The organism is Enterobacter cloacae complex sp. P27C, assembly GCF_014895705.1.
Lineage (GTDB): Bacteria > Pseudomonadota > Gammaproteobacteria > Enterobacterales > Enterobacteriaceae > Enterobacter > Enterobacter bugandensis.
The window spans coordinates 51404-74873 of sequence record NZ_JADBQB010000005.1; the positions used below are offsets into that span (position 1 = coordinate 51404).

Sequence of the window (23470 nt, forward strand, 5' to 3'; positions counted from 1 at the left end):
TCAGTGATAGCCTTCAGTATCCGAAACCTTGCCCCGGAAGACGTAGTAGCTCCAGGCGGTGTACACCAGAATCACCGGAATTATCAGCAGGGTCCCGACCAGCATAAACAGCTGGCTGGCGGGGGGCGCCGCGGCTTCCCACAGGGTGATGCGCGGCGGAATAATGTTTGGCCACAGGCTGATACCCAGGCCGCTAAATCCGAGGAAGATCAGCCCCAGCGTCAGCAGGAAGGGGCGCGAGTGGCTGGCCGGGTTGCGGGTCAGCCGCCAGATCAGCACGCTAAACAGGCCTACCAGCAGGGGAACCGGCAGGAACCAGAAGAAGTTGGGCAAGGTAAACCAACGGTCGGCCACGTACTGCCAGCCGAGCGGCGTCCAGACGCTGACAACCGCGATCACCACCATCAGGGCCAGCAGCACGTGGCGGGTTAGCTCGCGCATGCGGCGTTGCAGGGCGCCTTCACTTTTCATGATAAGCCAGGTGGTGCCCAGCAGCGTGTAGGCGACCACCAGGCCGATACCGCAGAAAAGGTTAAAGGGCGTCAGCCAGTCAAGCGGCGAGCCCACAAAGCGTCTGCCCTCTACCTCAAAGCCGTTGATCACCGCCCCCACGACGATCCCCTGGCTGAAGGTGGCGAGCAGAGAGCCACCGGCGAAGGAGTAGTCCCAGAACTTGCGGTGCGAAGGCGTCGCTTTAAAACGAAACTCAAAGGCGACGCCGCGAAAGATGAGGCCGATCAGCATCGCGGTAAGGGGGATAGTGAGCGCATCAATGATCACCGCGTAAGCCAGCGGGAACGCGCCGAACAGCCCCGCGCCACCGAGCACCAGCCAGGTCTCGTTGCCGTCCCATACGGGCGCTACGCTGTTGACCATCACATCGCGCTCTTTCGCATCGCCCACGAAGTTAAACAGCAGGCCGATGCCCAAATCAAAGCCATCCATAATGATGTACATCAGCGTGGCAAAGACGATGATGGCAAACCAGATAACAGAGATATCGACGCCCATCAGTTTCTCTCCTGTTCCGGAACAGACTCCGCGGCAGACAGCGGACGGGCGGGGGTGCCCGACGTGTTTGACGTCAGCGTATCGACGGGCTGCGGGCCTTTCTTAATCAGCCGGATGAGGTACACATAGCCCACGCCAAACACCGACGAGTAGACAACGAAGAACGCCAGCAGGCTGATGCTCATCTGCAGGGTGCTGTGCAGGGAGACCGCGTCAATCGTGCGCAGATAACCGTAAACCACCCACGGCTGGCGGCCCACTTCGGTGGTCACCCAGCCGGCGAGCAGCGCCACCAGACCCGCGGGCCCCATGCAGAGGGCAAACCACTGGAACGGACGCGAGTGGTAGAGCCGGTGGCGATAGCGTAGCCAGAGGCTGACCAAACCGAGGGTAATCATCAGCAGGCCCATTCCGACCATGATGCGAAACGACCAGAAGACGATGGTCGAGTTTGGGCGATCCTCTTTCGGGAAGTCCTTCAGCGCCGGAACCTGCTTATCGAGGCTGTGCGTCAGGATAAGGCTGCCGAGCGCGGGGATTTCAAGACCGTATTTGGTGCGCTCCTCGTCCATATCGGGCAGGCCAAACAGCAGCAGCGGCGTGGCCTCGCCGGGCGGATTTTCCCAGTGCCCCTCTATGGCGGCAATTTTGGCTGGCTGATGCTCAAGCGTGTTAAGGCCGTGCATATCGCCCACGACGGCCTGAATGGGGGCAACCAGCAGCGCCATCCACATCGCCATGGAGAACATGGTGCGTATGGCAGGGGTATCGTTACCGCGCAGCAGGTGCCATGCGCCTGACGCGCCGACAAACAGCGCGCTGCTCAGAAATGCGGCGATGGCCATATGAATCAGGCGGTAAGGGAAGGAGGGGTTAAAGATAATCGCCAGCCAGTCCTGCGGAATGACCTGCCCGTTCTCGATAGTAAAACCCTGCGGGGTGTGCATCCAGCTGTTTGAGGCGAGGATCCAGAAGGTCGACATCAGCGTGCCGAGCGCCACCATGCAGGTTGAAAAGAAGTGCAGCCCAGGGCCGACCTTGTTCCAGCCGAACATCATTACGCCAAGAAAGCCAGCTTCCAGGAAGAAGGCGGTTAACACCTCGTAGGTCAGCAGGGGACCGGTAATACTGCCTGCGAACTGGGAGAACCCGCTCCAGTTGGTGCCGAACTGATACGCCATGACTAGCCCGGAAACGACACCCATCCCGAAGTTAACGGCAAATATCTTGAGCCAGAAGTGGTACAGCGAGCGCCAGACGTCGTTTTTGGTGCGCAGCCACATGCCTTCGAGCACGACCAGATAGCTGGCAAGACCGATGGTGATCGCCGGGAAAAGAATGTGAAACGAGACGGTAAAAGCGAACTGAATTCTGGCGAGATGAAATGCATCAAGTTCGAACATGGTCCGTACCTCTGAAGCGATGGGGCACGAGAATTGCCGGGCAGGTCAGAATGCCCGGCAAAACCGATTACGGTTTACTCTTTCCGGCACCCAGCTCGGCACCGGTCAGCGGGTCGGAATGGGGATCGGACTTGGTGCGGGCAGACATCGCCTTAACCAGGGTTGCCTGTTCAGCTGTGAGCGTCACGCTGGCGCTACCGTCTCCGCCATCAACCGCAGGCTGGGGGGACTCAACGTAATCAAAGTGCTTATCGCTGTTCCAGCTTCCGCGAACCTCTCCACCTTCAGACATATTGTAGTACTTGTTGGTGAATTCCTCGATTGGCGGCAGTTTTCCCGGCGGGAAATTATTACGAATGGACTGCAGCGCCTTCTCAAAGGAGAGCTGATGCGCCGCCTCACGCGTCATCAGAAACGCCAGCGCATCCTTCACTCCGGGATCGTCAGTGACGTTAATCAGCCGTTCATAGATGATTTTCGCCCTGGCCTCTGCCGCCACGTTCGAGCGCAGATCCGCCGTCGGCTCGCCGATGGTATCGACGTAGGCTGCCGTCCAGGGCACGCCCGCCGAGTTAGTGAGCGGGGTACCGCCGCCGTAGAGGAGGGAGGTGATGTGGCTGTCGTTACCGTTTTCGGTCATGGACCGATACAGTTCAGCCTCATTTTCCACCCCTTCCGCCAGCGCGCCTTTGGCACCTTTGTTCAGCATACCAACCAGCGTACCGATGATTTCGAGGTGGCTTAGCTCCTCGGTGGCGATATCCATCAGCATATCCTTGCGGCCCGGATCGTCATCGCTCAGGCCCTGAGTGAAGTAACGGCAGGCGGCAGCCAGTTCGCCCTGCGGCCCGCCAAACTGTTCCAGTAAAAGGTTAGCAAGACCGGGGTTGGGTTCGGCGACTCGAACCGTATATTGCAGCTGTTTGACGTGTCGAAACATAGGCACTCTCCTGTGGATTATTTTTTCGCTTCGACACCGTCTGCGTCTGAACGCAGCAGGAACTGTTCCGTCGTTTGCGGGATATGGCGAATCAGCCAGTCGGCCATTTCGCGCTCTTCTGCGAGGATCGTCTCAATGGCTGGCACAGAGGCGGTATCGCCCGCTTTTTTCGCCGCAGCGAGCAGGGAGGTGTAGCAGGCGATTTCAAACTGTTCGAAGACATAGCCGCTGATCGAGCCCTTAACGATCTCATCGGACGGGAACATACCGCCGATGGATTGACCCAGGGCCGCCATTTTGCTCATCGAGTCTTTTAAGACCGAACGAGAAATATCATTACGGTCGAGGATTTCCTCCAGCAATGTAATTTGCCGTTTTGTCTCATTAATATGTTGCTCAATTCTGGCGCGAACATCAGGATAATTATCAATACGGCTGGCCATGGATTCCAGCATAGATTCGGCTTGCTTTTCCATTGCATGGGCATCGCGTAGCCAGTCATGGTAGTGTTCTACGTGATTCATCATTGTATCCTCATTAGGGGTTCGCTTATTTGGTCTCACTTTCAGCAGCCTGATCGGCACGTGCGGCACTGTAGCCAGATAAGTGGCCGACAATATTGGCGTAAATGCTGATGATAATGACCCATAGGACGCTATTCTTCCACCATATTACGGAAGGGATAGCGAGAATGAACCATATTATTGCTGCCGCTAAATGGCACCGTTTAATTGTCCTGGGACTGATGCTCATTTTATTTAACCTGTCTTATCGCGTCATTTCTGCGCTTTTTGGTTAATATTGCCAACGGCCAGGTCGGTGAGTTTAAGGTCGGTCTCTTTCTCTTCTTCCAGCGTTTCGGCAAGAAGTTTAACGGCTTTTTTGTAGCCCAGTTGTTCTGCGAGGGTCGCAAGGGTACCGTAGCTGGCTATTTCGTAATGCTCCACTTTTTGCGCAGCGGCAATTAACGCGGCATCACGCACTTCATTTTTTTCCGTACTTTCGATAACTTCGTTGGCTTCTTCAATTAAGCCTTCCATTGCCACGCACTTCATGCGCTTGAGCTTAATACCGTCTTCCTGTTCGACGATCTGGTCAATACGTTCAATCTGACCCTGCGTCTCCTCCAGGTGCGCGGTGAAGGCGGCGCTCAGCTTCTCGCTGGCGGCGGCGCGAGCGAGTTTGCTTAACGCTCGGGTAAGTTGTTTTTCAGCGCTGTAGGTATCGGACAGAAGATGAATAAATACATCCTCAACACTTTTCATATTCATAATAATTACGCTCCGGTAAAATAAGGAAAGGGTACTGCGAGCTTTTCAGCCCGCAGCATGCTCTCAGGTTTTATTAAAAGAGTACTAAATAAGATCAGGAATTATCAGATTTACGGCCTCCGCCGTGACTGTTCTGTCCCCCTTTCTTACCCGCTTCAGATGCGCGTTGCGGATCGTTTTTGAAATTACCACCGCTGTGCTGGCCGCCTTTACGTCCAGCTTCTGATGCTTTTTCACGGTCTTCAGCGAAATTACCGGAACCACCACGATGCTCTGCCATATTAAACCTCATAGTCATATATTGGTTATGTCAGTACGATACGAAAAATATTCCGTATCACTCGTCGTTCGAGTAATAACTCTAGTCGCTGTGAGGCATACGTCAAATTCGTTTCGCCATTAGCGGTTGCGTTATATTTAATTATTGCTGCGTTTGCGCTTCGCTTGGTTTGGAAATATGGAGGTGTGGGAAGGACTTGTAAAAAAATGTTCAGATTAGTCCTAAGTTTCATTTAAAAAGCGGAAGGTTGAGGCCAATAATAATGGCGTAGCAAAAACGAATAATTTGCTAGCGGTGATTTGGGGAAAATTACCCCTTTAGGGCTAGAGAAAATAGCCGCTACGAATTATAAGGAAAATCCTGGAAAAAATGACGAGGCGGCTGATAGGGGGCGGTAGCACACGGTTTAACCACTGGCGTCTTAAGATCACAAATCAGAAATTCTTCCCCCCGGAAGGAACGGCCTTCTCTACACTCCAGGTAATATTCACTGGAGGCATGACATCATGGCGAACACCATCACGGCTGATGATATTCGGGAACATTTTTCGCAGGCTATGTCGGCGATGTACCAGCAGGAAGTTCCGCAGTACGGCACCTTGCTTGAGCTGGTCGCGGACGTAAACCTGGCGGTTCTGGAAAATAACCCACTATTACATGAACAACTAGCGAACGCCGACGAGCTGGCGCGCCTGAACGTAGAGCGTCACGGGGCGATCCGCGTCGGTACGGCACAAGAGCTTTCCACCCTGCGTCGTATGTTTGCCATCATGGGCATGTTCCCGGTCAGCTATTACGATCTTTCTCAGGCGGGGGTACCGGTCCACTCAACGGCGTTTCGTCCGGTTGACGATGCGGCGCTGTGCCGCAATCCGTTTCGTATCTTTACCTCACTGCTGCGCCTTGAGCTGATTGAAAACGTGGCGTTACGCGAGCGGGCGGCAGAAATTCTCTCTCAGCGGAACATCTTTACGCCGCGCTGTCTGGAACTTATTGACCTCCATGAGTCGGAAGGGCACTTTACCGAAGCGCAGGCGCGCGAGTTTGTGCAGGAAGCGTTAGAAACCTTCCGCTGGCACCGTCATGCAACGGTCGACCAGGAGACCTACCTGGCGTTAAGTAACGAGCACCGCCTGATAGCTGACGTGGTCTGCTTCCCGGGGTGCCATATCAACCACCTCACGCCGCGCACGCTGGACATTGATCGGGTGCAGGAGCTGATGCCGAAGTATGGGATTGAGCCCAAAATTCTGATCGAAGGGCCGCCGCGTCGTGAAGTGCCGATCCTGCTGCGTCAGACCAGCTTTAAAGCCCTCGAAGAGCCGGTGCTTTTCGCCGGGGAACATAAAGGCACCCACACCGCGCGCTTCGGTGAAATTGAACAGCGCGGCGTGGCACTGACCCCGAAAGGCCGTGAACTGTACGATAGCCTGCTGGCCCAGGCCGGAACCGGAAAAGATAACCTCACGCACCAGCTGCATTTGCGGGAGATTTTCAGCGCCTTCCCGGACAGCGAAATGTTCCTTCGCCGTCAGGAGCTGGCGTATTTTCGCTATCGCCTGACCCCGGCGGGAGAGGCCCATCGTCACGCGTTTCGTCCGGGGGATGACCCGCAGCCGCTGATCGAGCGCGGGTGGGTGGTGGCCCAGCCGATAATTTACGAAGATTTCCTTCCGGTCAGCGCGGCGGGGATTTTCCAGTCCAATCTCGGGAATGAAACCCAGGCGCGCAGCCACGGAAATGCCAGCCGCAATGCGTTTGAAGCCGCACTCGGCTGCCCGGTGTATGACGAATTTACGCTCTACGAGGAGGCGGAAACGCGCAGCAAACAGCGTTGCGGTTTGCTCTGAAATCGTTACTCTTCAGGGGTGTGATGGAAAAAATAAGGTCGTTATGCAAAATCCTTCCGCCCCTGTGGTTGAAACGCGCCAGGGCGCACTGTCTGGTTTAACCGATGAAAACGTTCACCTCTGGCGCGGTATTCCCTATGCCGCACCTCCCGTTGGCGACTGGCGCTGGCGCTCACCCCGGCCGCCGGAACGCTGGGATGGCGTGCGTGCAGCTACCGACTTTTCGCCCTCAAGCTGGCAAAGCAGTGAATATTGTCAGGAGCTGGGCGGGGGCGATCCCGGCCAGTTTTCTGAAGACTGCCTCTATCTGAACGTCTGGTCCCCTATCGACCGTACCGGGCCGCTGCCGGTCATGGTCTGGCTGCACGGCGGCGGGTTTACGATCGGCGCCGGAAGCCTGCCGCCGTATAACGGCAAAGCCCTGGCATCCCGCGGTGTGGTTGTCGTCACGATTAACTACCGTCTCGGCCATCTCGGCTTCTTCGCCCATCCCGCTCTGGAAGGTGAAGAGGAGCGGGTGGTGCATAATTTTGCCCTGCTGGACCAGATCGCCGCGCTCGAATGGGTGCGGGATAATATTGCCGCGTTTGGTGGCGACCCGAATAACGTGACCCTGTTTGGTGAATCCGCCGGCGCGCGCAGCGTGCTGTCGCTGCTGGCCTCGCCGCTGGCGAAAGGACTATTCCATAAGGCGATAGTGCAAAGCGGGTACACTTTGCCGGATACGCCGCGCGCGCAGGCCCTGCAAAAAGGGGAAGCGCTGGCCGCCCACTTCGGGCTGGGAAATGCGACGGCAGAGCAGCTGCGCGCGATCCCGCCCGAGGCGTTCTGGCCGCTGACCGCGCCGCTGAACGTCGCCCCGGCCCCTATCGTTGGGGATTGCGTTTTGCCGGAGGCGATGCTGGACGTCTTTTTCGCCGCCCGCCAGCATCCCGTGCCGGTGATGATTGGCTCCAACAGCGATGAAGCCAGCGTGATGGCGGTGTTTGGTGTCGATCTCGCCGGGCAGATCCAGAAGCTTCGCCGGGAGCGCCGCTTCGGGCTGGGGCTCATCAAGCTGCTTTATCCGGGCGTGAAGGGCGACGAGGAGCTCGGCAGGCAGGTGTGCCGCGACATGGCCTTCACCACTATGGGCTACGTGGTGATGCAGGCCCAGCAGCGCGTCGGCGGGCTTTGCTGGCGCTACTGGTTTGACTATGTGGCCGAAGCGGAACACGCCACCTATATCAACGGTGCCTGGCACGGCAATGAGGTGCCGTACGCGTTCGATACCCTCGGGCAGGTGGAGCCTTCGCGCCAGTACGTTAACGAACGGGATCTGGCGTTTGCCGCCCAGGTGGCTGATTACTGGGTGAGCTTTGCGCGCGATGCCGGAACGCATGACAGCCTTCACGGGCCGACGCGCTGGCCCGCCTGCCGCAAAGGGCGGGACGTGCTGTTACGTATTGGTGTGAATAAACATGCAGGTTTCAGGCTTGAAAACCGCTTTATGCGCGCCCGCATGAGCCTCTTCAAGCGCGTAATGAAGCACCACGTCAGCCTCGATTAAGCAAACAGGCGCGAAACGCCGCCAGACCATTCTCCTGACAAGGCGTTTCGCGCAGCACCAGCCGGTAGCTCGCGCCGGTTTTAATGCTGGTCTCATAGGGCCGCATTAGCCTTCCGGCGCGGATATCTTCTGCCACCAGCGTTTCGTCGGCAATGGCTACGCCCAGCCCCTGAATGGCGGCGGTAATGGCGAGATCCATCGTATCGAAGTGTTGATTTTTGTGCATAGCAAAGCCCGTACCTTCCTGATTCGCCAGCCACAGTGACCAGTCTGTCTTATCCCTTGTCGGATGAAGAAACGTCAGCGAACCCAGCGCGGCACCCGCTCGCACGGGGCTGAACACCGGCGTCAGCGCCTCTTCGAACAGCAGATCGCCTGCGCTCATGTGCGTGCCGAAGACGATGGCGGCATCGTAAGATTCGGTTTTGAAATTGACGTTATGATCGGTCGTGGTGGTGAGCGCGATCTGCAGATCCGGCTGCTCGCGCTCCACTTCCAGCAGGCGCGGCACCAGCCAGCGCATCGCGCAGGTGGGGGCCTTGAGGCGGATCACCGTGTGCTGGCTGCGGGCCTGGTCGGCCACGCTCAGCAGTTGTTCGAAGGAGGACTGCAGTTCGGGAAGCAGGGCGCTGCCCTGAGGGGAGAGGCGCAACCCGCGCGCGTGGCGCTCAAACAGCGGAAAGCCAAACCAGGCTTCAAGGGAGGCAATCTTACGGCTCACGGCCCCCTGCGTCAGGCAGAGTTCCGCGGCGGCGTGGGTAAGATTCAGATGACGCGCGGTGACTAAAAATGCGTCGATGGCATTGAGCGGGAGCGAACGGCGTGACATTGAAACACCTCAGCTATGCATTTTTCTCATGGCTATTATGACAACAATTCGATTGTCCCGGCAACGGAGTTGTTGTTTGAATAGTTATGCAATATCCATGAGAAGGGAAAGAGGATGACTTTACGAACGCCGGTGCAAACGCGCTCCAAGCTGCCAGACGTGGGGACCACCATTTTTACCGTTATCGGCCAGCTTTCGGCCCAGCATAACGCCATCAACCTTTCTCAGGGGGCACCGAATTTTTCCTGCGACCCGAAGCTGATCGCCGGCGTTACCCGCGCAATGGAGGCAGGGCATAACCAGTATGCGTCGATGACCGGCCTGCAGCCGCTCAAAGAACGCATCGCCGATAAGATTGCCGCGCTCTACGGCACGCAGTATAACCCTGCCAGCGAGGTGCTGGTCACCGCCAGCGCCAGCGAAGGGCTCTATTCGGCGATAAGCGGGCTGGTGCACCCTGGCGATGAGGTGATCTACTTTGAGCCGTCGTTTGACAGCTACGCGCCGATTGTTCGTCTGCAGGGGGCAACGCCTGTCGCCATCAAGCTCACGGTGCCGGATTTTGCCGTCAACTGGGATGAGGTCCGTGCGGCAATCACCCCGCGCACGCGCATGATCATCATCAATACGCCGCACAACCCGAGCGGCCAGGTCTTCTCCGCTAATGACCTGCAGCAGCTGGCGGCGCTGACGCGCAATACCGACATCATTATTTTGTCTGACGAAGTGTACGAACACGTCGTGTTTGATGGTGAACCGCACCACGGGATGGCCACGCACCCGCAGCTGGCGGAGCGTAGCGTGATTATTTCTTCTTTCGGAAAAACCTATCACGTCACCGGCTGGCGCGTGGGTTATTGTGTGGCACCCGCAGAGCTAATGGACGAGATATGTAAAGTCCATCAATTTTTGATGTTCTCTGCCGATACGCCAATGCAATACGCGTTTGCAGAACACATGACCGATCCGCAAACCTGGCTGTCGCTGTCGGCGTTTTACCAGCGTAAGCGCGATCTGCTGCACGGCCTGCTGGCCGATTCGCCGTTTACCCTGCTTCCGAGCGCCGGGTCGTTCTTTATGCTGGCGGACTACAGCCAGTTCAGCGACGAGCGCGACAGCGAGCTGGTGAAGCGGCTGATTGTTGAGTACGGTGTTGCCACCATTCCGCTGTCGGCGTTTTATGCCGACGGCACGGATAATAAATTGATTCGTCTCTCTTTTGCGAAAGATGAGGCGACGTTACGGGCAGGTGCTCAAGCCCTGTGTCAGGTTAAACCACGCTGAGCCTATCCCATTAGGCTATTTTATTCGCCATTTTGGCACCGGGCAGTGCTCGAAATCCTCACGTACTACATGTACGTTCCGGTTTCTGTGCGCTGTCCGGTTCCAAACTGTCTTCAACAATTACGCCTACTGGGATAGGCTCTGAGGAGTTTGAAATGAAATTACGCGCGTTAGTTGTCGGCATGGGATTGCTGTGTACCTTTTCCTCCTTCGCGGCCACCGAGCTGCGCTACGGTCTGGAAGCGGAATATCCGCCGTTTGAAAGCCGTAATGCGGCAGGCGAACTGGAAGGGTTTGACGTTGAGCTGGGAAATGCCATCTGCAAAGCGGCAGCGCTGAAGTGCAGCTGGGTCGAAACCTCGTTTGACGCGCTGATCCCGGGGCTGGTGGCGAAGAAGTTAGACGCCATCAACTCGGCGATGAACATTACCGAGCAGCGCCGCAAGAGCATCGATTTTACCCAGCCGATCTACCGCATTCCGTCTCAGCTGGTGGGCAAGGCCGGTACGGCGGTCGAAGCAACGCCTGAAGGGCTGAAGGGGAAAACCATCGGCGTGCTGCAGGGGTCTATTCAGGAAACCTATGCCAAAGAGCACTGGGAAAAGCAGGGTGTCACCGTGGTGTCGTATAAAGATCAGAATATGGCCTGGGGTGACCTGCTGAATGGCCGCATTGACGCCTCGCTGGTCATGTCCGCGGCCGGGCAGGCGGGTTTCCTCAGCAAGCCGCAGGGAAAAGGGTTTGGCTTCATCGGCAAACCGGTGTCTGACGACACAATCCTCGGCAGTGGGATCGGCTTTGGGTTGCGCAAAGGTGACGAGGCCACCAAAAAGCAGCTTGATGCCGCCATTGATAAAGTACGTGCCGACGGCACGATCGCCAAACTCGCTGATAAGTACTTCCCGGGTATCGATGTCAGCGTAAAATAACCGCCTCATTGGCCCCGTCAGCTGATGTCCTGACGGGGCATTTTTCTACACATTTTCCAGGCTTTCTTTACACCACTTTCGGGCCGTTCTGGTCGACAGAAAATATTTCTCACTTTGTTCATATAATCACCGGCCAACAATTGGATTCTTAACCATTTTTGTTTAGGCTGTGCGTTCTTTCTTGCCGTCATTTCGCCGAGCGCGAAACACATTCACACGACCATAAGGACGTTTTTCCAGGCATGAATCGCAGACGTTTTCTAAAAGGCTCGCTGGCTGTGGCAGCCCTGAGCGGCACCTCCGGCCTTGCTTCCCTGTTTTCCAAAGCGGCATATGCGGCTGACTCTGACATCGCTGACGGTCAGAGCCGTCGGTTTGACTTCTCCGTACTGCAATCCATGGCGCATGACCTGGCGAAAACCCCGTGGGGTGGCGCGCCGCGTCCGCTGCCGGAGACGCTGGCGACCATGACGCCGCAGGCGTATAACGCCATCCGCTACGATGAAAAACAGTCTCTGTGGAACAACATTGAAGGGCGTCAGCTGGACGTGCAGTTCTTCCACATGGGAATGGGGTTCCGCCGCCGTGTGCGGATGTTCTCGCTGGACCAGTCTACCTCTATGGCGCGCGAGATCCACTTCCGCCCTGAGCTGTTCAGCTACGGTGACACGGGTGTCGATACCAAACAGCTGGAAGGGCAAAGCGATCTCGGCTTTGCGGGCTTCCGCGCCTTTAAAGCGCCTGAGCTGGCGCGCCGCGATATCGTCTCTTTCCTCGGGGCGAGCTATTTCCGCGCGGTGGACGACACCTACCAGTACGGGCTTTCCGCGCGCGGTCTGGCGGTAGATACCTTTACCGACACCCCGGAAGAGTTCCCGGACTTCACCTCCTTCTGGTTTGAAACCGTCAAGCCTGGCGATACCACCTTTACCGTCTATACGCTGCTGGACAGCCCGAGCGTCACCGGTGCCTATAAATTCGTGATCCACTGCGAGAAGAGCCAGGTGATCATGGAGGTGGAAAACCATCTCTACGCGCGTAAGGACATTAAGCAGCTGGGCATCGCGCCGATGACCAGCATGTTCAGTTGCGGCAACAACGAACGCCGCATGTGCGACACCATTCACCCGCAAATCCACGACTCCGACCGCCTGGCAATGTGGCGCGGCAACGGGGAGTGGATCTGCCGTCCGCTCAATAACCCGCAGAAGCTGCAGTTTAATGCCTATCTGGACAAAAACCCGAAAGGGTTCGGCCTGCTGCAGCTCGATCGCGATTTCTCCCACTATCAGGACGTGATGGGCTGGTATAACAAGCGCCCGAGCCTGTGGGTTGAGCCGCGCAACGACTGGGGGAAAGGATCTATCGCGCTGATGGAGATCCCAACCACCGGTGAAACGCTGGATAACGTGGTCTGCTTCTGGCAGCCGGAAAAACCGGTGAAAGCGGGCGACGAGCTGGACTTTAAATATCGTCTCTACTGGAGCGCGCAGCCGCCGGTGCGTTCCCCGCTGGCCAACGTTTACGCGACCCGCACCGGCATGGGCGGCTTCCCGGAGGGCTGGGCGCCGGGCGAACACTATCCGAAAGTGTGGGCCCGTCGCTTTGCTATCGACTTCGTCGGCGGCGACCTGAAGGCCGCTGCGCCAAAAGGCATTGAGCCGGTGATTACGCTCTCCAGCGGTGAAGCGAAGCAGGTTGAGATCCTTTACGTTGAGCCGTTTGACGGGTATCGCATTCTGTTTGACTGGTACCCAACGTCGGATTCGACGGAGCCGGTGGATATGCGCCTGTTCCTGCGCTGCCAGGGCGATGCCATCAGCGAAACCTGGCTGTATCAGTATTTCCCGCCAGCGCCGGATAAACGTCATTACGTTGATGACCGGGTAATGCGTTAACGATCGATTCCCTCTCCCTGTGGGAGAGGGTTAGGGTGAGGGGCAATGACCGCAACACAATCCGAAACTATTCCCGTATCTGACGCGCTCGAGCTTCGCGCCGTTGAAGAGCGCTACACCGCCGAACTGCATAACCTCGTCGTCAAAAACAGAGCCTATCTGCAAACCGCCTTTGAATGGGCGCAGCACGTGGGCAGCGAGGACGATACCCGACGCAACGTGCAGAGTAACCAGATGCTGCACCAGCGCGGCTACGCCAAAATGTTTTTGATCTTCAGGGAGGATGCGCTGGTCGGCGTACTGTCGTTTAATGCGATTGAGCCTGCCAACAAAGCCGCGTATATCGGCTACTGGCTGGATGAAGCACACCAGGGGCAGGGGATCCTCTCGCAGTCGCTGCAGGCGTTTATGCGCTACTACGCTGAGAGCGGTGAGATCCGCCGTTTTGTGATCAAGTGTCGGGTGGCGAATCAGCACAGCAACAGCGTGGCCCTGCGCAACGGTTTTACGCTGGAAGGGTGCCTGCGGGAAGCGGAATACCTCAATGGCGCCTATGACGATGTGAACATCTACGGCAAAATTTATACCCTATAGCGCCCCCAGCAGCGGCGTGCGGGTGATGCGCTGGTCGCCGTTGATCACCTTTTCACCGCGCAGGTGAATGCTCTCACCAGCAAAGGCCTCTATCACCGCATCGTCGGTGATTTCTACCCGATGCTCAATCAGCACGTCGCCGCTGATCCGCGCGCGTCCCTGAATCACCACTTTATCATCCAGCATGATCGGCCCGCCGCGCAGCCATGCCTGACCGCCGATCAGGACGTGGTGCTTGATGATGCAGTTTCCTTCCACCACGGCGTTCTCGGCAATCTGAGAGCTGTAGCGCACGGTAGGGATGGCGTCATCGTCGAAACCGGCTATTACGCGGGCGTTGCCGTACACTTTGGCGCAGTCGCACACCCAGACGTTGTTGAGTTCGTTACCTTCGAGGATCGCACAGTCGAACACTTCGGCGCGGTGCTCAACAAACGCGTTATTCACCATCGCCTCGCCGTATATTTGTGCCTGATGCACAATGCGCGATCGGCTTACCGTCGCCTTGCCGTAAATTTGCAGGATCTGGTCGTGGTCCGGCGTGAGGCCTTTAGCGGCAATGATGACGCTGTTGTGCAGCACGCGCGCATCGCCGTAGAGATGGCACTCACCCCGCACGCAGGAGTGCTGAATAGTGACGTTGTCACTTATTCGCGCTCCGTGGCTGACCTCTGCGGCGTCAAGCCAGCAGTTATCGCCGATATGCGCGTCATGGCTGACGGTGCACGGCAGGGTCAGGCGCGCGTTGCCGGACACGGTTGCGCCAGCGAATACCACGCTGTTTTCATCGTAGATCCAGCAGTCCCCGTCCTGCGCAAGGGCGCGCTCATCGTCAATCCAGCCGCCTTTCGTGCCGGCCTTCACATCGTTAAAGTCCACCGTAGCGATAATCTGCCGCAGCGTCGTTGAGTGGGATGTTTCGCCATTTTTCCATTGCCAGAGCCGGGTTTCATCGCTGAGCCGATACTTATTCATCGTGGGGTCCCTGATATGCGTCTTCACTAAACGTAGCAAACTTTTGGCTTTCCGTTGTGCTGGCATCCGTTGCTGAAACCCCTTAAAATGGCATTTAAAATACATTTTAATAATTCAAATTAATGGATAAATTAAACAAACCTGAACAGGCGCTTAACCTTCCCGCAGGCTATTTTGGCATGGTGCTGGGCATCATCGGCATGGGTTTCGCCTGGCGATACGCCAGCACCCTGTGGCCGGTGACGCGCTGGCCGGGTGAGATTCTGGTCGCTCTCGCAGTTGCCTGCTGGTTTTTACTGACGACGGCGTTTATTACCCGTGCGATCCGTTTCCCGCACAGCGTGCTGGCAGAGATGCGCCACCCGGTAATGAGCAGCTTCGTCAGCCTTTTTCCGGCCACCACCATGCTGGTCGCCATCGGTTTTGTGCCCTGGTTCCGCCCGGTATCGCTGGCGCTTTTCGGCGTGGGCGTGGTGTTACAGCTTGCTTATTCCGCCTGGCAAAGCGCCGGGCTCTGGCGAGGCAGGCACCCGCAGGAGGCCACCACGCCCGGATTGTATCTGCCGACGGTGGCGAATAATTTCATCAGCGCGATGGCGTGCGGTGCTCTGGGGTTCAACGATGCAGGGCTCGTTTTTCTCGGCGCGGGCGTCTTTTCCTGGCTCAGCCTGGAGCCGGTGATCCTCCAGCGTCTTCGCAGCGCCGGGGAGCTTCCCACCGCGCAGCGCACCGCTTTAGGCATTCAGCTGGCGCCCGCGCTGGTGGCGTGCAGCGCCTGGTTTAGCGTCAACGGTGGGGAAGCCGACACCTTCGCCAAAATGCTGTTCGGCTACGGCCTGTTGCAGTTGCTCTTTATGCTGCGCCTGCTGCCGTGGTATGTGTCTCAGCCGTTTAACGCCTCCTTCTGGAGTTTCTCGTTTGGCGTGTCGGCTCTGGCTACCACCGGGCTGCATCTGGGTCATGGCAGTTCGTCTGGATTCTTCCACGCCATTGCCGTGCCGCTGTTTATCTTTACCAATCTCATCATTGGGATGCTGTTGGTCCGTACGTTTATTCTGCTGATTCAGGGCAAACTTCTGGTGCGCACTGATAAGGCACTGCTTATGCAATCTGAGGAAAAATAATGGCTGTCGATGAAAATTACTTCACAGAAAAATATGGCTTAACCCGTACGCATTCAGAGGTGCTGTACAGCGCGGGGATCGTAAAGCCCGGCAAGACATTGGATCTGGGCTGCGGAAATGGCCGCAACAGCCTTTACCTGGCGGCCAACGGCCACGAGGTGACCGCCTGGGATAAAAACCCGATGAGCGTTGATAACATTGAGCGCATCAAGGCGGCAGAAGGGATTGAGAATCTGCACACTGCCGTCAAAGATCTTAACAGCCTGAGCTTTGACGGCGAGTACGACTTTATTCTCTCCACCGTGGTGCTGATGTTCCTGGAGGCGAAAACCATTCCGGGCCTTATCGCCAACATGCAGCGCTGCACCAAACCCGGCGGCTACAACCTGATCGTTGCCGCGATGGACACGGCGGATTACCCGTGCACCGTGGGCTTCCCGTTTGCGTTCAAAAGCGGTGAGCTGAGCAGCTACTACGAAGGCTGGGAGCTGCTCAAATACAACGAAGAGGTTGGCGAACTGCACCGCACCGATGAAAACGGCAACCGCATCAAGCTGCGCTTTGCCACCATGCTGGCGCGCAAGCCCGCTTAACGGGCGGCCAGCAGGCAGATCTGCAGGGCAGTCTTGTAAGACGCCTCGAACGACGACAGCGGCAGGAACTCAAACTTCGAGTGGAAATTATGCGCGCCGGTGAAGAAGTTCGGGGTGAGTAGCCCTTTTGCCGACAGCGCCGCACCGTCCGTGCCGCCGCGCATAGGGATCGGTTTTGGGGTGATGCCGAGCGATTCCATCGCCTCAAACATCAGGTCGATGGCGCGCCGGTCTTCACCAATCGCATTGCTGATGTTGCTGTAGGTATCTTCAATGCGATAGTCGACCTTCGCCGTCGGGTGTTGGGCGGCAATCAGCGCGGCGACGTCCGCAATCTGCTGCTTGCGGGCGGCAAAGCTGGCTTTATCAAAATCGCGAATATTAGCCTTTAGCACGGCGTCGTTCTGTCCGGCCTGAATGCCGTTAAACCAGATATAGCCCTCGCGGCCCTCGGTGCACTCCGGGGTTTGCTGGCGGTCGAAATGGCTGATGAAGTCGGTCGCCATCAATAACGGGTTCACCAGTACCCCTTTAGCGGACATCGGGTGCGCCGTCACGCCGGTGAAGTGGATCTCTGCCGCTGCCGCGTTAAAATTCTCGTAAACAATTTCTCCCAGCTCACAGCAGTCGATGGTCCAGGCAAAGTCCACGTCGAAGCGTTTCAGATCCAACGCCTTGGCGCCGTTCAGGCCAATCTCTTCGTCGGGCACAAACGCGACCACAATGTCGCCATGCTGATGCTCAGCGGTGAGGTTTTCCAGTACGGTCATTACCACCGTCACCGCCGCTTTATTGTCTGCGCCCAATACGCTGGTACCGTCGCTGAAAATAATCTCCTCATTCGGATAAGCCAGAATTTCCGGGTGCTCGTTCACGCGCAGCCAGATGTCTTTTTCCTTATTCAGACAGAGATCTTCACCATTAAACGTTAATATTTGTGGATGAATATTCGGTGATAAACCGACGTCAACGGTATCAATGTGGGTAATAAAGCCGATGCGCGGCGCGCCGGGCACGTTGCCTTTTTTCACTGCCGTCACGGTCGCGAATTCGTCAATCACGATGTCGTCTAACCCCAGCTGTGTCAGCTCCTGTGCCAGCTCTCCCGCCATGTCCTGTTGGCCCGGCGTCGAGGGCAGAGTTTTCACTTTCGGATCGCTTTGGCTGGTAATCGCAAGATAGCGGAAAAAACGGTGCGTTAATTGTCTGGAAAGCGGCGAGCCCATAGTGTTTTCTTCCTTATTTATTTTTCGGGTGTTTGCCACTTCACTTTAATGTTATTTATGAAATGGCAAAAGAATTAATTAGCCGTCGAATTAAAAAGACAGGAATAAATGATGACAAGCAAACGCACAACGTTAACGCTGGCACTCGCTGCGCTCACGGTCAGTTCCACCGTAGCCGCGAAAACGCTGGTGTATTGCTCCGAAGGGTCACCGGAAAACTTTAATCCCCAGTTATACACCTCGGGCACCAGCGTGGATGCCAGCGCAGTGCCGGTCTACAACCGGCTGGTCGATTTCAAACCCGGCACCACGGAGCTGGTGCCGAGCCTGGCAGAGCGCTGGGAGGTGAGCGACGACGGCAAGGTTTATACCTTCCATCTGCGTAAAGGGGTGAAGTTTCAGAGCAATAAATTCTTCACGCCGACCCGCGATTTTAACGCCGATGACGTGATCTTCTCGTTTATGCGCCAGAAGGACGTGAACCATCCCTATCACAACGTCTCAAACGGCAGCTATTCCAACTTCGAAAGCCTGGAGTTTGGCAGCCTGATTACCGCTATTGATAAAGTCGATGACCACACGGTGCGCTTTACCCTGGCGCACCCTGAAGCGCCGTTTGTTGCGGATCTGGCATGGTATTTTGCCTCGATCCTCTCCGCGGAGTATGCCGATGCAATGTTGAAAGCGGGCACGCCGGAGAAGGTGGATATGCAGCCCATTGGCACCGGGCCGTTTAAGCTGGCGCAGTATCAAAAGGATTCCCGCATTCTGTTTACGGCGTTTGCCGACTACTGGCAGGGGAAATCAAAGCTGGACAGGCTGGTGTTCAGCATTACCCCGGATGCCTCCGTACGTTTTGCCAAAATTGAAAAGAACGAGTGTCAGGTCATGCCGTTCCCGAACCCAGCCGATCTGCCGCGCATGAAGGCCAACAAAGATATCACCCTGATGAGCAAGGCGGGGCTGAATACCGGCTTCCTGGCGTTCAACACGCAGAAGCCGCCGCTGGATAACGTGAAGGTCCGTCAGGCGCTGGCGATGGCCATCAACAAACCGGCCATTATTGACGCGGTGTTCCACGGTACCGGAACGGTGGCGAAGAATCTGCTGCCGCCGGGCGTCTGGAGTGCCGACAGCGAACTTAAGGATTACGACTACGATCCTGAGAAGGCGAAAGCGCTGCTGAAAGAGGCCGGTTTTGCCAGCGGCGTCAGCATTGATTTATGGGCGATGCCGGTCCAGCGGCCCTATAACCCGAATGCGAAACGCATGGCGGAGATGATTCAGGCGGACTGGGCGAAAATCGGCGTGCAGACCAAAATTGTCACCTACGAATGGGGCGAGTACCTGAAACGCGTCAAGGGCGGAGAGCATCAGGCCGCGCTGATGGGCTGGACGACGGCCACCGGCGATCCGGACAACTTCTTTGGCCCGCTGTTTACCTGCACCTCGGCCAACGGCGGTTCGAATTCGGCGAAGTGGTGCTATAAGCCGTTTGATAAAATTATCGCGGAAGCAAAATCAACCACCGATCGCGACAAGCGCGTAGCGCTGTATAAAGAGGCGCAGCAGATCATGCATGACCAGATGCCGGCGGTCATGATTGCGCATTCAACGATCTTCGAACCGGTGCGCAAAGAGGTGACAGGTTACGAAATCGATCCGTTTGGTAAACATTTGTTCTGGCAGGTGGATATTAATCAGTAATTTTCTCTGCCCGGTACGCTGCCGGGCATTCTTTTCGCAATTTGTGCTCCCCACGTCATTTTTTGTCACAACAAACCCACCGAACTTTTGCTATAACTTCAAATGCATACTTGCAGATTACATGGAAAACTATCATGCGTACTCAAACTTTTTTTAAAGTTGCAGTGCTTACTGGTTTATTGGCAGTGGCGGGCTGTTCTTCAAAAGTCGCGGCTCCAGAACAATATTCAGGCTTTTTAAAAGATTATTCCGGCTTGCAGCAGACGACGTCTGCAACGGGTAAACCAACGCTGCGTTGGGTTGACCCTTCCTATAACGAAGCCAACTATGACAGCATTATCTGGACGCCGATCACCTATTATCCAGCGCCAAAACCAACCACTCAGATTGGTAAAAGAACGCTTGATGAGCTGCTGGATTACACCAATAACAAAATGAAAACGGCTATTGGTACCCGTAAGCCGATTGTGACCACGCCGGGTAAACACAGCCTGATTTTCCGCGGTGCTATCACCGGGGTGAGTTCGCAGAAAGAAGGCCTGCAGTTCTATGAAGTGGTGCCGGTCGCGCTGGTGGTAGCAGGTACGCAGATGGCTACCGGCCATCGCACCATGGATACCCATCTCTATTTTGAAGGTGAGCTGATCGACGCGGCCACCAATAAACCGGTGATGAAGGTGGTACGTAAAGGTGAAGGTAAAGAGCTGAATAACGAAAGTACGCCGATGACCTTTGCGACGCTGAAGCAGGTTGTTGACGACATGGCGACGGACGCCACCATGTTTGACGTGCATAAAACAGCGAAATAACGTTAAGCGGCCTGCATTGAGCAGGCCGTTTTTTTTACGCCGTACGCAGGCGCCTGAACCAGGTCTCTGGTTTCGTGAACATCACCATATTCCCGCCCAGAATCAGCAGCAAACCGACGATACCGTTGATGTGCCAGACGTAGCCTTCATACACCGTTGAGATAGAGAGCGCCACCAGCGGGAAGAGCAGCGTACTGTAGGCCGCTTTCCCGGGGCCGATACGTCCCACCAGCGTGAAGTAGGCGCCAAAGGCAATCACCGAGCCGAAGAGGGCCAGATAGAGCAGCGCGCCCATGTAGGTGACCGTCCATTCCGGGGTAAAACTGTCGCCTCTGAAGAGCGCAATACCCCCCATCACCAGCGTGCCGTAAAGCATAGCCCAGGCGTTGGTGGTCATGGTTTCCAGACCTCTGCGCTGATGGCGCATGCTGATCATATTGCCCAGCGAGAAGCCGTACGTGCCGAGGGCGGAAAGGCCAATGCCCGTCAGGAGCGATACGCTCCAGCCGCTGGCCAGCAGGTCGTCCCAGAAAAGGGTCACGATCCCCACAAGACCCAGCGCCGCCGCCGTCCAGAAACGCGCGGGCGGGCGCTGTCCAAAGAAAATAAAACAGTTAATAGCGTTGTAGAGCACCGCCATGGAGAAGATCACCGATTCCAGCCCGGTGTTGATGTGTGCCGCCGCGGTATAAAAACACCAGAAATTAAAGCAGAAGACGCAGCATCCCTGAAGCATGCAGAACAGATGATCCCGCAGCGCCAGCTTACGCAACCGGCGCAGGGCAAGTAACACCACCATCATCGTGGCGCTGGCCACCGCGAAACGCCAGAAAATAGAGACGGGGGCGGGTACGGGACCCTGCTGCAGGAAAATGGCAATCCAGGTGGTTCCCCAGATGATCACCACCAGTCCGTATAATAACGCGTTCATATTTTTTCTCTTCTCAAACCACGGAAGCCCGCAGTATGGCGCTGTCATCGCTCTGGGGCTTTCACCGGCTTGCGGTAGACTTGCAAAATCTTGCGCTTTTTTCTTTTCCGGGGGCTGGCAACGGGGGACAACAGTTCTTAGACTGAGCGTTCACACAATAACGCGCTAACGGTTATGTCTTACGCTTACGATACCTTTGAAACGCTTCGCCAGCAGAATGCGGTCCTGCGGGAAACGGTCGCGCTCAATTCCGGCATTCAGCTGGCGGCGTGGTACAACAAGCACGATACGATAACGGTTAAAAGCAATCATCATACCCTTAGTCTGTACGTCGCCGACGGTTACGAGAGCTATCAAAAGACGCCGGGCGGCTGGAAGAACGGCGGGGGACCGGACCGTTTCTGTCTGATGCCGAAAGAGAGCGAATCGACGTGGGACATCCGCGATGACCTGTCGTTTGTCCATCTCTACTGCACCGATGAACACCTGCGCGATGTGGGCGAAAAAATCTGGGACAAGCGGCCCCTGTCGCTGACTCTGGACGAGCGCATTTTTGGCAGCGACCCGAAAATCACCGCGCTTTACCGCCAGTTTCTGCTCGGCTGCGACTGGCAGCAGCAGGCCAACCAGCTCACCCTGAGCACGGCCTCTACGCTGCTGTTGACCCACCTGCTGCAAAACTACGCCAACGTTCAGTGGAAGCTCCCGGTCGTTACCGGCGGGCTATCGCCGTTTGTTCTGCGCAACGTGCTGGCTTTTATTGAAGAAAACCTCGGACAGCCCCTGACGCTGGCCGATCTGGCGGCGCAGGCCGCACTCAGCGAATACCATTTTGCCCGCATGTTCCGCCAGTCGACGGGGCTGGCGCCGCATCAGTACGTCATGCAACGGCGCATGGAAAAAGCGAAAAACCTGGTGCAGAATACCTCGACGCCGCTGACGGATATCGCGCTGGCCTGCGGGTTTAACTCCGCCAGCCACTTCAGTAACCGTTTTCGCAGCGTCATGGGCATCACGCCGTCACAGCTGCGCGCGGCGAGCGCGTGAAAACAGGGCATAGCTTACGCCGCCCAGCACCAGCCCCCAGAATGCCGAGCCGATGCCCAGGATCGTAACGCCGCTTGCGGTCATCAGAAACGTGACGATAGCCGCGTCGCGCTCCGCTTCATGATTCAACGCCTGATATAAACTCCCGCTGATGGTACCCAGCAGCGCCAGACCGGCCAGCGTCTGGATCCAGCTGAGCGGCAGCGCAGCCATTATCCCGGTGATGGATCCGCCGAACACTCCCGCCAGCAGATAAAACCCGCCCGCGGCGATGGCCGCCAGCCAGCGTTTACCGGCATCGGGGTGGGCATCCGGGCTTTGACAGATAGCGGCGGTAATGGCGGCTATGCAGATGGAAAAGACGCCGAAGGGGGACAGCAGCAGCGCCAGCCCACCCGTAAAAATAATGAGCGGTGAGACCGCCAGCGGATAGCCGGACGCTTTCATGGTCGCGAAACCGGGCGCATTTTGCGAGGCCATGGTCACCAGGAAGAAGGGCAAGCCGATGCTCACCAGGCTGGTGAAGGTGAACGTGGGCGCAATAAACTCAGGTATCACGAAGGAAATGGTGATTTTATCGGTGACAACGTCACCTCCCGCCCATGCCACGATCCCGCCCACCAGCAGCGTAATGACGATCGCATAGCGCGGTGCCAGCGCTTTCGCCAGCAGCCACGCGGCAATCATGCTGCCGCACAGCAGAAAGTGCCCGTCCAGATGGGCAAACGCATGCAGCCCAAACTGAAGGAGTACGCCTGCCAGCATGGCCGCGGCCAGTGAGTGTGGGATCAGCTTCATCAGGCGGGCGAAAAGCCCGGTCATGCCGCAGAGTAAAATGAGCGCGTTGGCGAAGATAAACACGCCGATTGTCTCGGCCAGCGTCACGCCGTGCAGGCTGGTGGCGAGCAGCGCCGCGCCGGGCGTAGACCAGGCGGTCAGCACCGGAGCTTTATACCACCAGGAGAGCGCCAGCGTGCTGACGCCCATCCCAACCCCCAGCGCGGTCATCCAGCCCGCAATCTGCTGCGCGCTGGCGCCTGCCGCCGCGGCGGCCTGCCAGATGATGGCTGCCGAACTGGCGTAACCGACCAGAACGGCGACAAATCCAGCCAGTACGACTGGAACGAGATGAGAGGTAGGGCGCATAGAAACTCCGCTGTGCGTTATAACGTCCGCGATAAGGTAACACTGTGCGCTATAGCGTACAAGTGGTATGCTCA

Annotated in this window: 23 protein-coding genes; 11 read left to right on the top strand and 12 right to left on the bottom strand. The window is 56.8% G+C overall.

Annotated elements, in window-relative coordinates; genetic code table 11:
- The 7 genes from cydB to IM291_RS11385 form a co-directional block, all read right to left on the bottom strand.
- Positions 1 to 1011, bottom strand: coding sequence for a cytochrome d ubiquinol oxidase subunit II (gene cydB / locus IM291_RS11355; RefSeq protein ID WP_028013104.1), 1011 nt, complete (start codon positions 1009 to 1011; stop codon positions 1 to 3).
- Complete coding sequence (locus IM291_RS11360; protein ID WP_028013105.1) at positions 1011 to 2414, bottom strand: cytochrome ubiquinol oxidase subunit I; 1404 nt, start codon at positions 2412 to 2414, stop codon at positions 1011 to 1013. The genes cydB and IM291_RS11360 overlap by 1 nt, the downstream gene beginning before the upstream one ends.
- A gap of 67 nt (positions 2415 to 2481) precedes the next feature.
- Positions 2482 to 3354 carry a manganese catalase family protein gene (locus tag IM291_RS11365; protein ID WP_028013106.1) on the bottom strand — a complete coding sequence of 291 codons (873 nt, stop codon included), beginning with the start codon at positions 3352 to 3354 and terminating at the stop codon, positions 2482 to 2484.
- A 17-nt stretch (positions 3355 to 3371) separates the two neighbouring features.
- Positions 3372 to 3878, bottom strand: a complete 507-nt coding sequence (locus IM291_RS11370; protein ID WP_028013107.1) for a ferritin-like domain-containing protein — start codon at positions 3876 to 3878, stop codon at positions 3372 to 3374.
- A 25-nt stretch (positions 3879 to 3903) separates the two neighbouring features.
- Positions 3904 to 4107: a hypothetical protein gene (locus IM291_RS11375; protein ID WP_008502273.1), complete on the bottom strand. Its 204-nt coding sequence runs from the start codon at positions 4105 to 4107 to the stop codon at positions 3904 to 3906.
- A gap of 23 nt (positions 4108 to 4130) precedes the next feature.
- Entirely contained in the window at positions 4131 to 4625 is a 495-nt protein-coding gene (locus tag IM291_RS11380) for a ferritin-like domain-containing protein (protein WP_048999542.1), read from the bottom strand.
- Positions 4626 to 4719: 94 nt separating this feature from the next.
- Positions 4720 to 4905, bottom strand: coding sequence for a general stress protein (locus IM291_RS11385; protein ID WP_004150795.1), 186 nt, complete (start codon positions 4903 to 4905; stop codon positions 4720 to 4722).
- Between the two features lie 506 nt (positions 4906 to 5411).
- On the opposite strand from IM291_RS11385, the gene IM291_RS11390 reads away from it, so the two are divergent.
- On the top strand, positions 5412 to 6755 hold the full coding sequence (locus IM291_RS11390; RefSeq protein ID WP_048999543.1) for a VOC family protein: 1344 nt from the start codon (positions 5412 to 5414) through the stop codon (positions 6753 to 6755).
- A 43-nt stretch (positions 6756 to 6798) separates the two neighbouring features.
- Complete coding sequence (locus tag IM291_RS11395) at positions 6799 to 8304, top strand: carboxylesterase/lipase family protein (RefSeq protein WP_192971052.1); 1506 nt, start codon at positions 6799 to 6801, stop codon at positions 8302 to 8304.
- On the opposite strand, the gene IM291_RS11400 is transcribed toward IM291_RS11395, so the two are convergent.
- Positions 8291 to 9133: a LysR family transcriptional regulator gene (locus IM291_RS11400; RefSeq protein WP_192971053.1), complete on the bottom strand. Its 843-nt coding sequence runs from the start codon at positions 9131 to 9133 to the stop codon at positions 8291 to 8293. The two genes, IM291_RS11395 and IM291_RS11400, sit on opposite strands and share 14 nt — an antisense overlap.
- A gap of 114 nt (positions 9134 to 9247) precedes the next feature.
- Here IM291_RS11400 and IM291_RS11405 point away from each other — a divergent pair, with 114 nt between their 5' ends.
- From IM291_RS11405 to rimL, 4 genes are all read left to right on the top strand, one after another.
- Positions 9248 to 10417: a pyridoxal phosphate-dependent aminotransferase gene (locus IM291_RS11405; protein WP_045630397.1), complete on the top strand. Its 1170-nt coding sequence runs from the start codon at positions 9248 to 9250 to the stop codon at positions 10415 to 10417.
- Positions 10418 to 10572: 155 nt separating this feature from the next.
- On the top strand, positions 10573 to 11346 hold the full coding sequence (locus IM291_RS11410) for a transporter substrate-binding domain-containing protein (RefSeq protein ID WP_192971054.1): 774 nt from the start codon (positions 10573 to 10575) through the stop codon (positions 11344 to 11346).
- A 242-nt stretch (positions 11347 to 11588) separates the two neighbouring features.
- The gene (locus IM291_RS11415) at positions 11589 to 13244 is read left to right on the top strand and encodes a glucan biosynthesis protein D (RefSeq protein ID WP_045260490.1); all 1656 of its coding nucleotides are present in this window, start codon (positions 11589 to 11591) and stop codon (positions 13242 to 13244) included.
- Positions 13245 to 13289: 45 nt separating this feature from the next.
- Positions 13290 to 13838, top strand: coding sequence for a 50S ribosomal protein L7/L12-serine acetyltransferase (gene rimL, locus IM291_RS11420; protein ID WP_192971055.1), 549 nt, complete (start codon positions 13290 to 13292; stop codon positions 13836 to 13838).
- Here the strand turns inward: rimL and ydcK are convergent.
- Positions 13833 to 14813 carry a YdcK family protein gene (gene ydcK, locus IM291_RS11425; protein ID WP_041910038.1) on the bottom strand — a complete coding sequence of 327 codons (981 nt, stop codon included), beginning with the start codon at positions 14811 to 14813 and terminating at the stop codon, positions 13833 to 13835. The two genes, rimL and ydcK, sit on opposite strands and share 6 nt — an antisense overlap.
- Before the next feature lie 122 nt (positions 14814 to 14935).
- Here ydcK and tehA point away from each other — a divergent pair, with 122 nt between their 5' ends.
- Both tehA and tehB read left to right on the top strand, forming a co-directional pair.
- Positions 14936 to 15937 (top strand): dicarboxylate transporter/tellurite-resistance protein TehA, encoded by a 1002-nt coding sequence (gene tehA, locus IM291_RS11430; RefSeq protein ID WP_041910036.1) that lies wholly within the window; start codon positions 14936 to 14938, stop codon positions 15935 to 15937.
- Positions 15937 to 16530: a tellurite resistance methyltransferase TehB gene (gene tehB / locus IM291_RS11435; protein ID WP_028013116.1), complete on the top strand. Its 594-nt coding sequence runs from the start codon at positions 15937 to 15939 to the stop codon at positions 16528 to 16530. Before tehA ends, tehB begins: the two co-directional genes overlap by 1 nt.
- On the opposite strand, the gene pepT is transcribed toward tehB, so the two are convergent.
- Entirely contained in the window at positions 16527 to 17756 is a 1230-nt protein-coding gene (pepT, locus tag IM291_RS11440) for a peptidase T (protein WP_192986889.1), read from the bottom strand. The genes tehB and pepT overlap by 4 nt on opposite strands.
- Before the next feature lie 111 nt (positions 17757 to 17867).
- On the opposite strand from pepT, the gene IM291_RS11445 reads away from it, so the two are divergent.
- The gene (locus IM291_RS11445) at positions 17868 to 19463 is read left to right on the top strand and encodes an ABC transporter substrate-binding protein (RefSeq protein WP_048999549.1); all 1596 of its coding nucleotides are present in this window, start codon (positions 17868 to 17870) and stop codon (positions 19461 to 19463) included.
- A gap of 134 nt (positions 19464 to 19597) precedes the next feature.
- The gene (locus IM291_RS11450) at positions 19598 to 20272 is read left to right on the top strand and encodes a DUF3313 domain-containing protein (RefSeq protein WP_041910029.1); all 675 of its coding nucleotides are present in this window, start codon (positions 19598 to 19600) and stop codon (positions 20270 to 20272) included.
- A 34-nt stretch (positions 20273 to 20306) separates the two neighbouring features.
- Here IM291_RS11450 and IM291_RS11455 read toward each other — a convergent pair whose 3' ends face one another.
- Positions 20307 to 21203, bottom strand: coding sequence for a DMT family transporter (locus tag IM291_RS11455; protein WP_047365193.1), 897 nt, complete (start codon positions 21201 to 21203; stop codon positions 20307 to 20309).
- Between the two features lie 174 nt (positions 21204 to 21377).
- Here IM291_RS11455 and IM291_RS11460 point away from each other — a divergent pair, with 174 nt between their 5' ends.
- On the top strand, positions 21378 to 22250 hold the full coding sequence (locus tag IM291_RS11460) for a helix-turn-helix transcriptional regulator (protein WP_192971057.1): 873 nt from the start codon (positions 21378 to 21380) through the stop codon (positions 22248 to 22250).
- Here the strand turns inward: IM291_RS11460 and IM291_RS11465 are convergent.
- Complete coding sequence (locus IM291_RS11465; RefSeq protein WP_192986891.1) at positions 22224 to 23396, bottom strand: benzoate/H(+) symporter BenE family transporter; 1173 nt, start codon at positions 23394 to 23396, stop codon at positions 22224 to 22226. The genes IM291_RS11460 and IM291_RS11465 overlap by 27 nt on opposite strands.
- Positions 23397 to 23470: the final 74 nt, after the last annotated feature.

Excerpts from the sequence above, each read along its gene's own strand:
- cydB (WP_028013104.1), bottom strand. The coding sequence starts at position 1,011 with ATGGGCGTCGATATCTCTGTTATCTGGTTTGCCATCATCGTCTTTGCC.
- IM291_RS11360 (WP_028013105.1), bottom strand. The coding sequence starts at position 2,414 with ATGTTCGAACTTGATGCATTTCATCTCGCCAGAATTCAGTTCGCTTTT.
- IM291_RS11365 (WP_028013106.1), bottom strand. The coding sequence starts at position 3,354 with ATGTTTCGACACGTCAAACAGCTGCAATATACGGTTCGAGTCGCCGAA.
- IM291_RS11370 (WP_028013107.1), bottom strand. The coding sequence starts at position 3,878 with ATGAATCACGTAGAACACTACCATGACTGGCTACGCGATGCCCATGCA.
- IM291_RS11375 (WP_008502273.1), bottom strand. The coding sequence starts at position 4,107 with ATGAGCATCAGTCCCAGGACAATTAAACGGTGCCATTTAGCGGCAGCA.
- IM291_RS11380 (WP_048999542.1), bottom strand. The coding sequence starts at position 4,625 with ATGAATATGAAAAGTGTTGAGGATGTATTTATTCATCTTCTGTCCGAT.
- IM291_RS11385 (WP_004150795.1), bottom strand. The coding sequence starts at position 4,905 with ATGGCAGAGCATCGTGGTGGTTCCGGTAATTTCGCTGAAGACCGTGAA.
- IM291_RS11390 (WP_048999543.1), top strand. The coding sequence starts at position 5,412 with ATGGCGAACACCATCACGGCTGATGATATTCGGGAACATTTTTCGCAG.
- IM291_RS11395 (WP_192971052.1), top strand. The coding sequence starts at position 6,799 with ATGCAAAATCCTTCCGCCCCTGTGGTTGAAACGCGCCAGGGCGCACTG.
- IM291_RS11400 (WP_192971053.1), bottom strand. The coding sequence starts at position 9,133 with ATGTCACGCCGTTCGCTCCCGCTCAATGCCATCGACGCATTTTTAGTC.
- IM291_RS11405 (WP_045630397.1), top strand. The coding sequence starts at position 9,248 with ATGACTTTACGAACGCCGGTGCAAACGCGCTCCAAGCTGCCAGACGTG.
- IM291_RS11410 (WP_192971054.1), top strand. The coding sequence starts at position 10,573 with ATGAAATTACGCGCGTTAGTTGTCGGCATGGGATTGCTGTGTACCTTT.
- IM291_RS11415 (WP_045260490.1), top strand. The coding sequence starts at position 11,589 with ATGAATCGCAGACGTTTTCTAAAAGGCTCGCTGGCTGTGGCAGCCCTG.
- rimL (WP_192971055.1), top strand. The coding sequence starts at position 13,290 with ATGACCGCAACACAATCCGAAACTATTCCCGTATCTGACGCGCTCGAG.
- ydcK (WP_041910038.1), bottom strand. The coding sequence starts at position 14,813 with ATGAATAAGTATCGGCTCAGCGATGAAACCCGGCTCTGGCAATGGAAA.
- tehA (WP_041910036.1), top strand. The coding sequence starts at position 14,936 with ATGGATAAATTAAACAAACCTGAACAGGCGCTTAACCTTCCCGCAGGC.
- tehB (WP_028013116.1), top strand. The coding sequence starts at position 15,937 with ATGGCTGTCGATGAAAATTACTTCACAGAAAAATATGGCTTAACCCGT.
- pepT (WP_192986889.1), bottom strand. The coding sequence starts at position 17,756 with ATGGGCTCGCCGCTTTCCAGACAATTAACGCACCGTTTTTTCCGCTAT.
- IM291_RS11445 (WP_048999549.1), top strand. The coding sequence starts at position 17,868 with ATGACAAGCAAACGCACAACGTTAACGCTGGCACTCGCTGCGCTCACG.
- IM291_RS11450 (WP_041910029.1), top strand. The coding sequence starts at position 19,598 with ATGCGTACTCAAACTTTTTTTAAAGTTGCAGTGCTTACTGGTTTATTG.
- IM291_RS11455 (WP_047365193.1), bottom strand. The coding sequence starts at position 21,203 with ATGAACGCGTTATTATACGGACTGGTGGTGATCATCTGGGGAACCACC.
- IM291_RS11460 (WP_192971057.1), top strand. The coding sequence starts at position 21,378 with ATGTCTTACGCTTACGATACCTTTGAAACGCTTCGCCAGCAGAATGCG.
- IM291_RS11465 (WP_192986891.1), bottom strand. The coding sequence starts at position 23,396 with ATGCGCCCTACCTCTCATCTCGTTCCAGTCGTACTGGCTGGATTTGTC.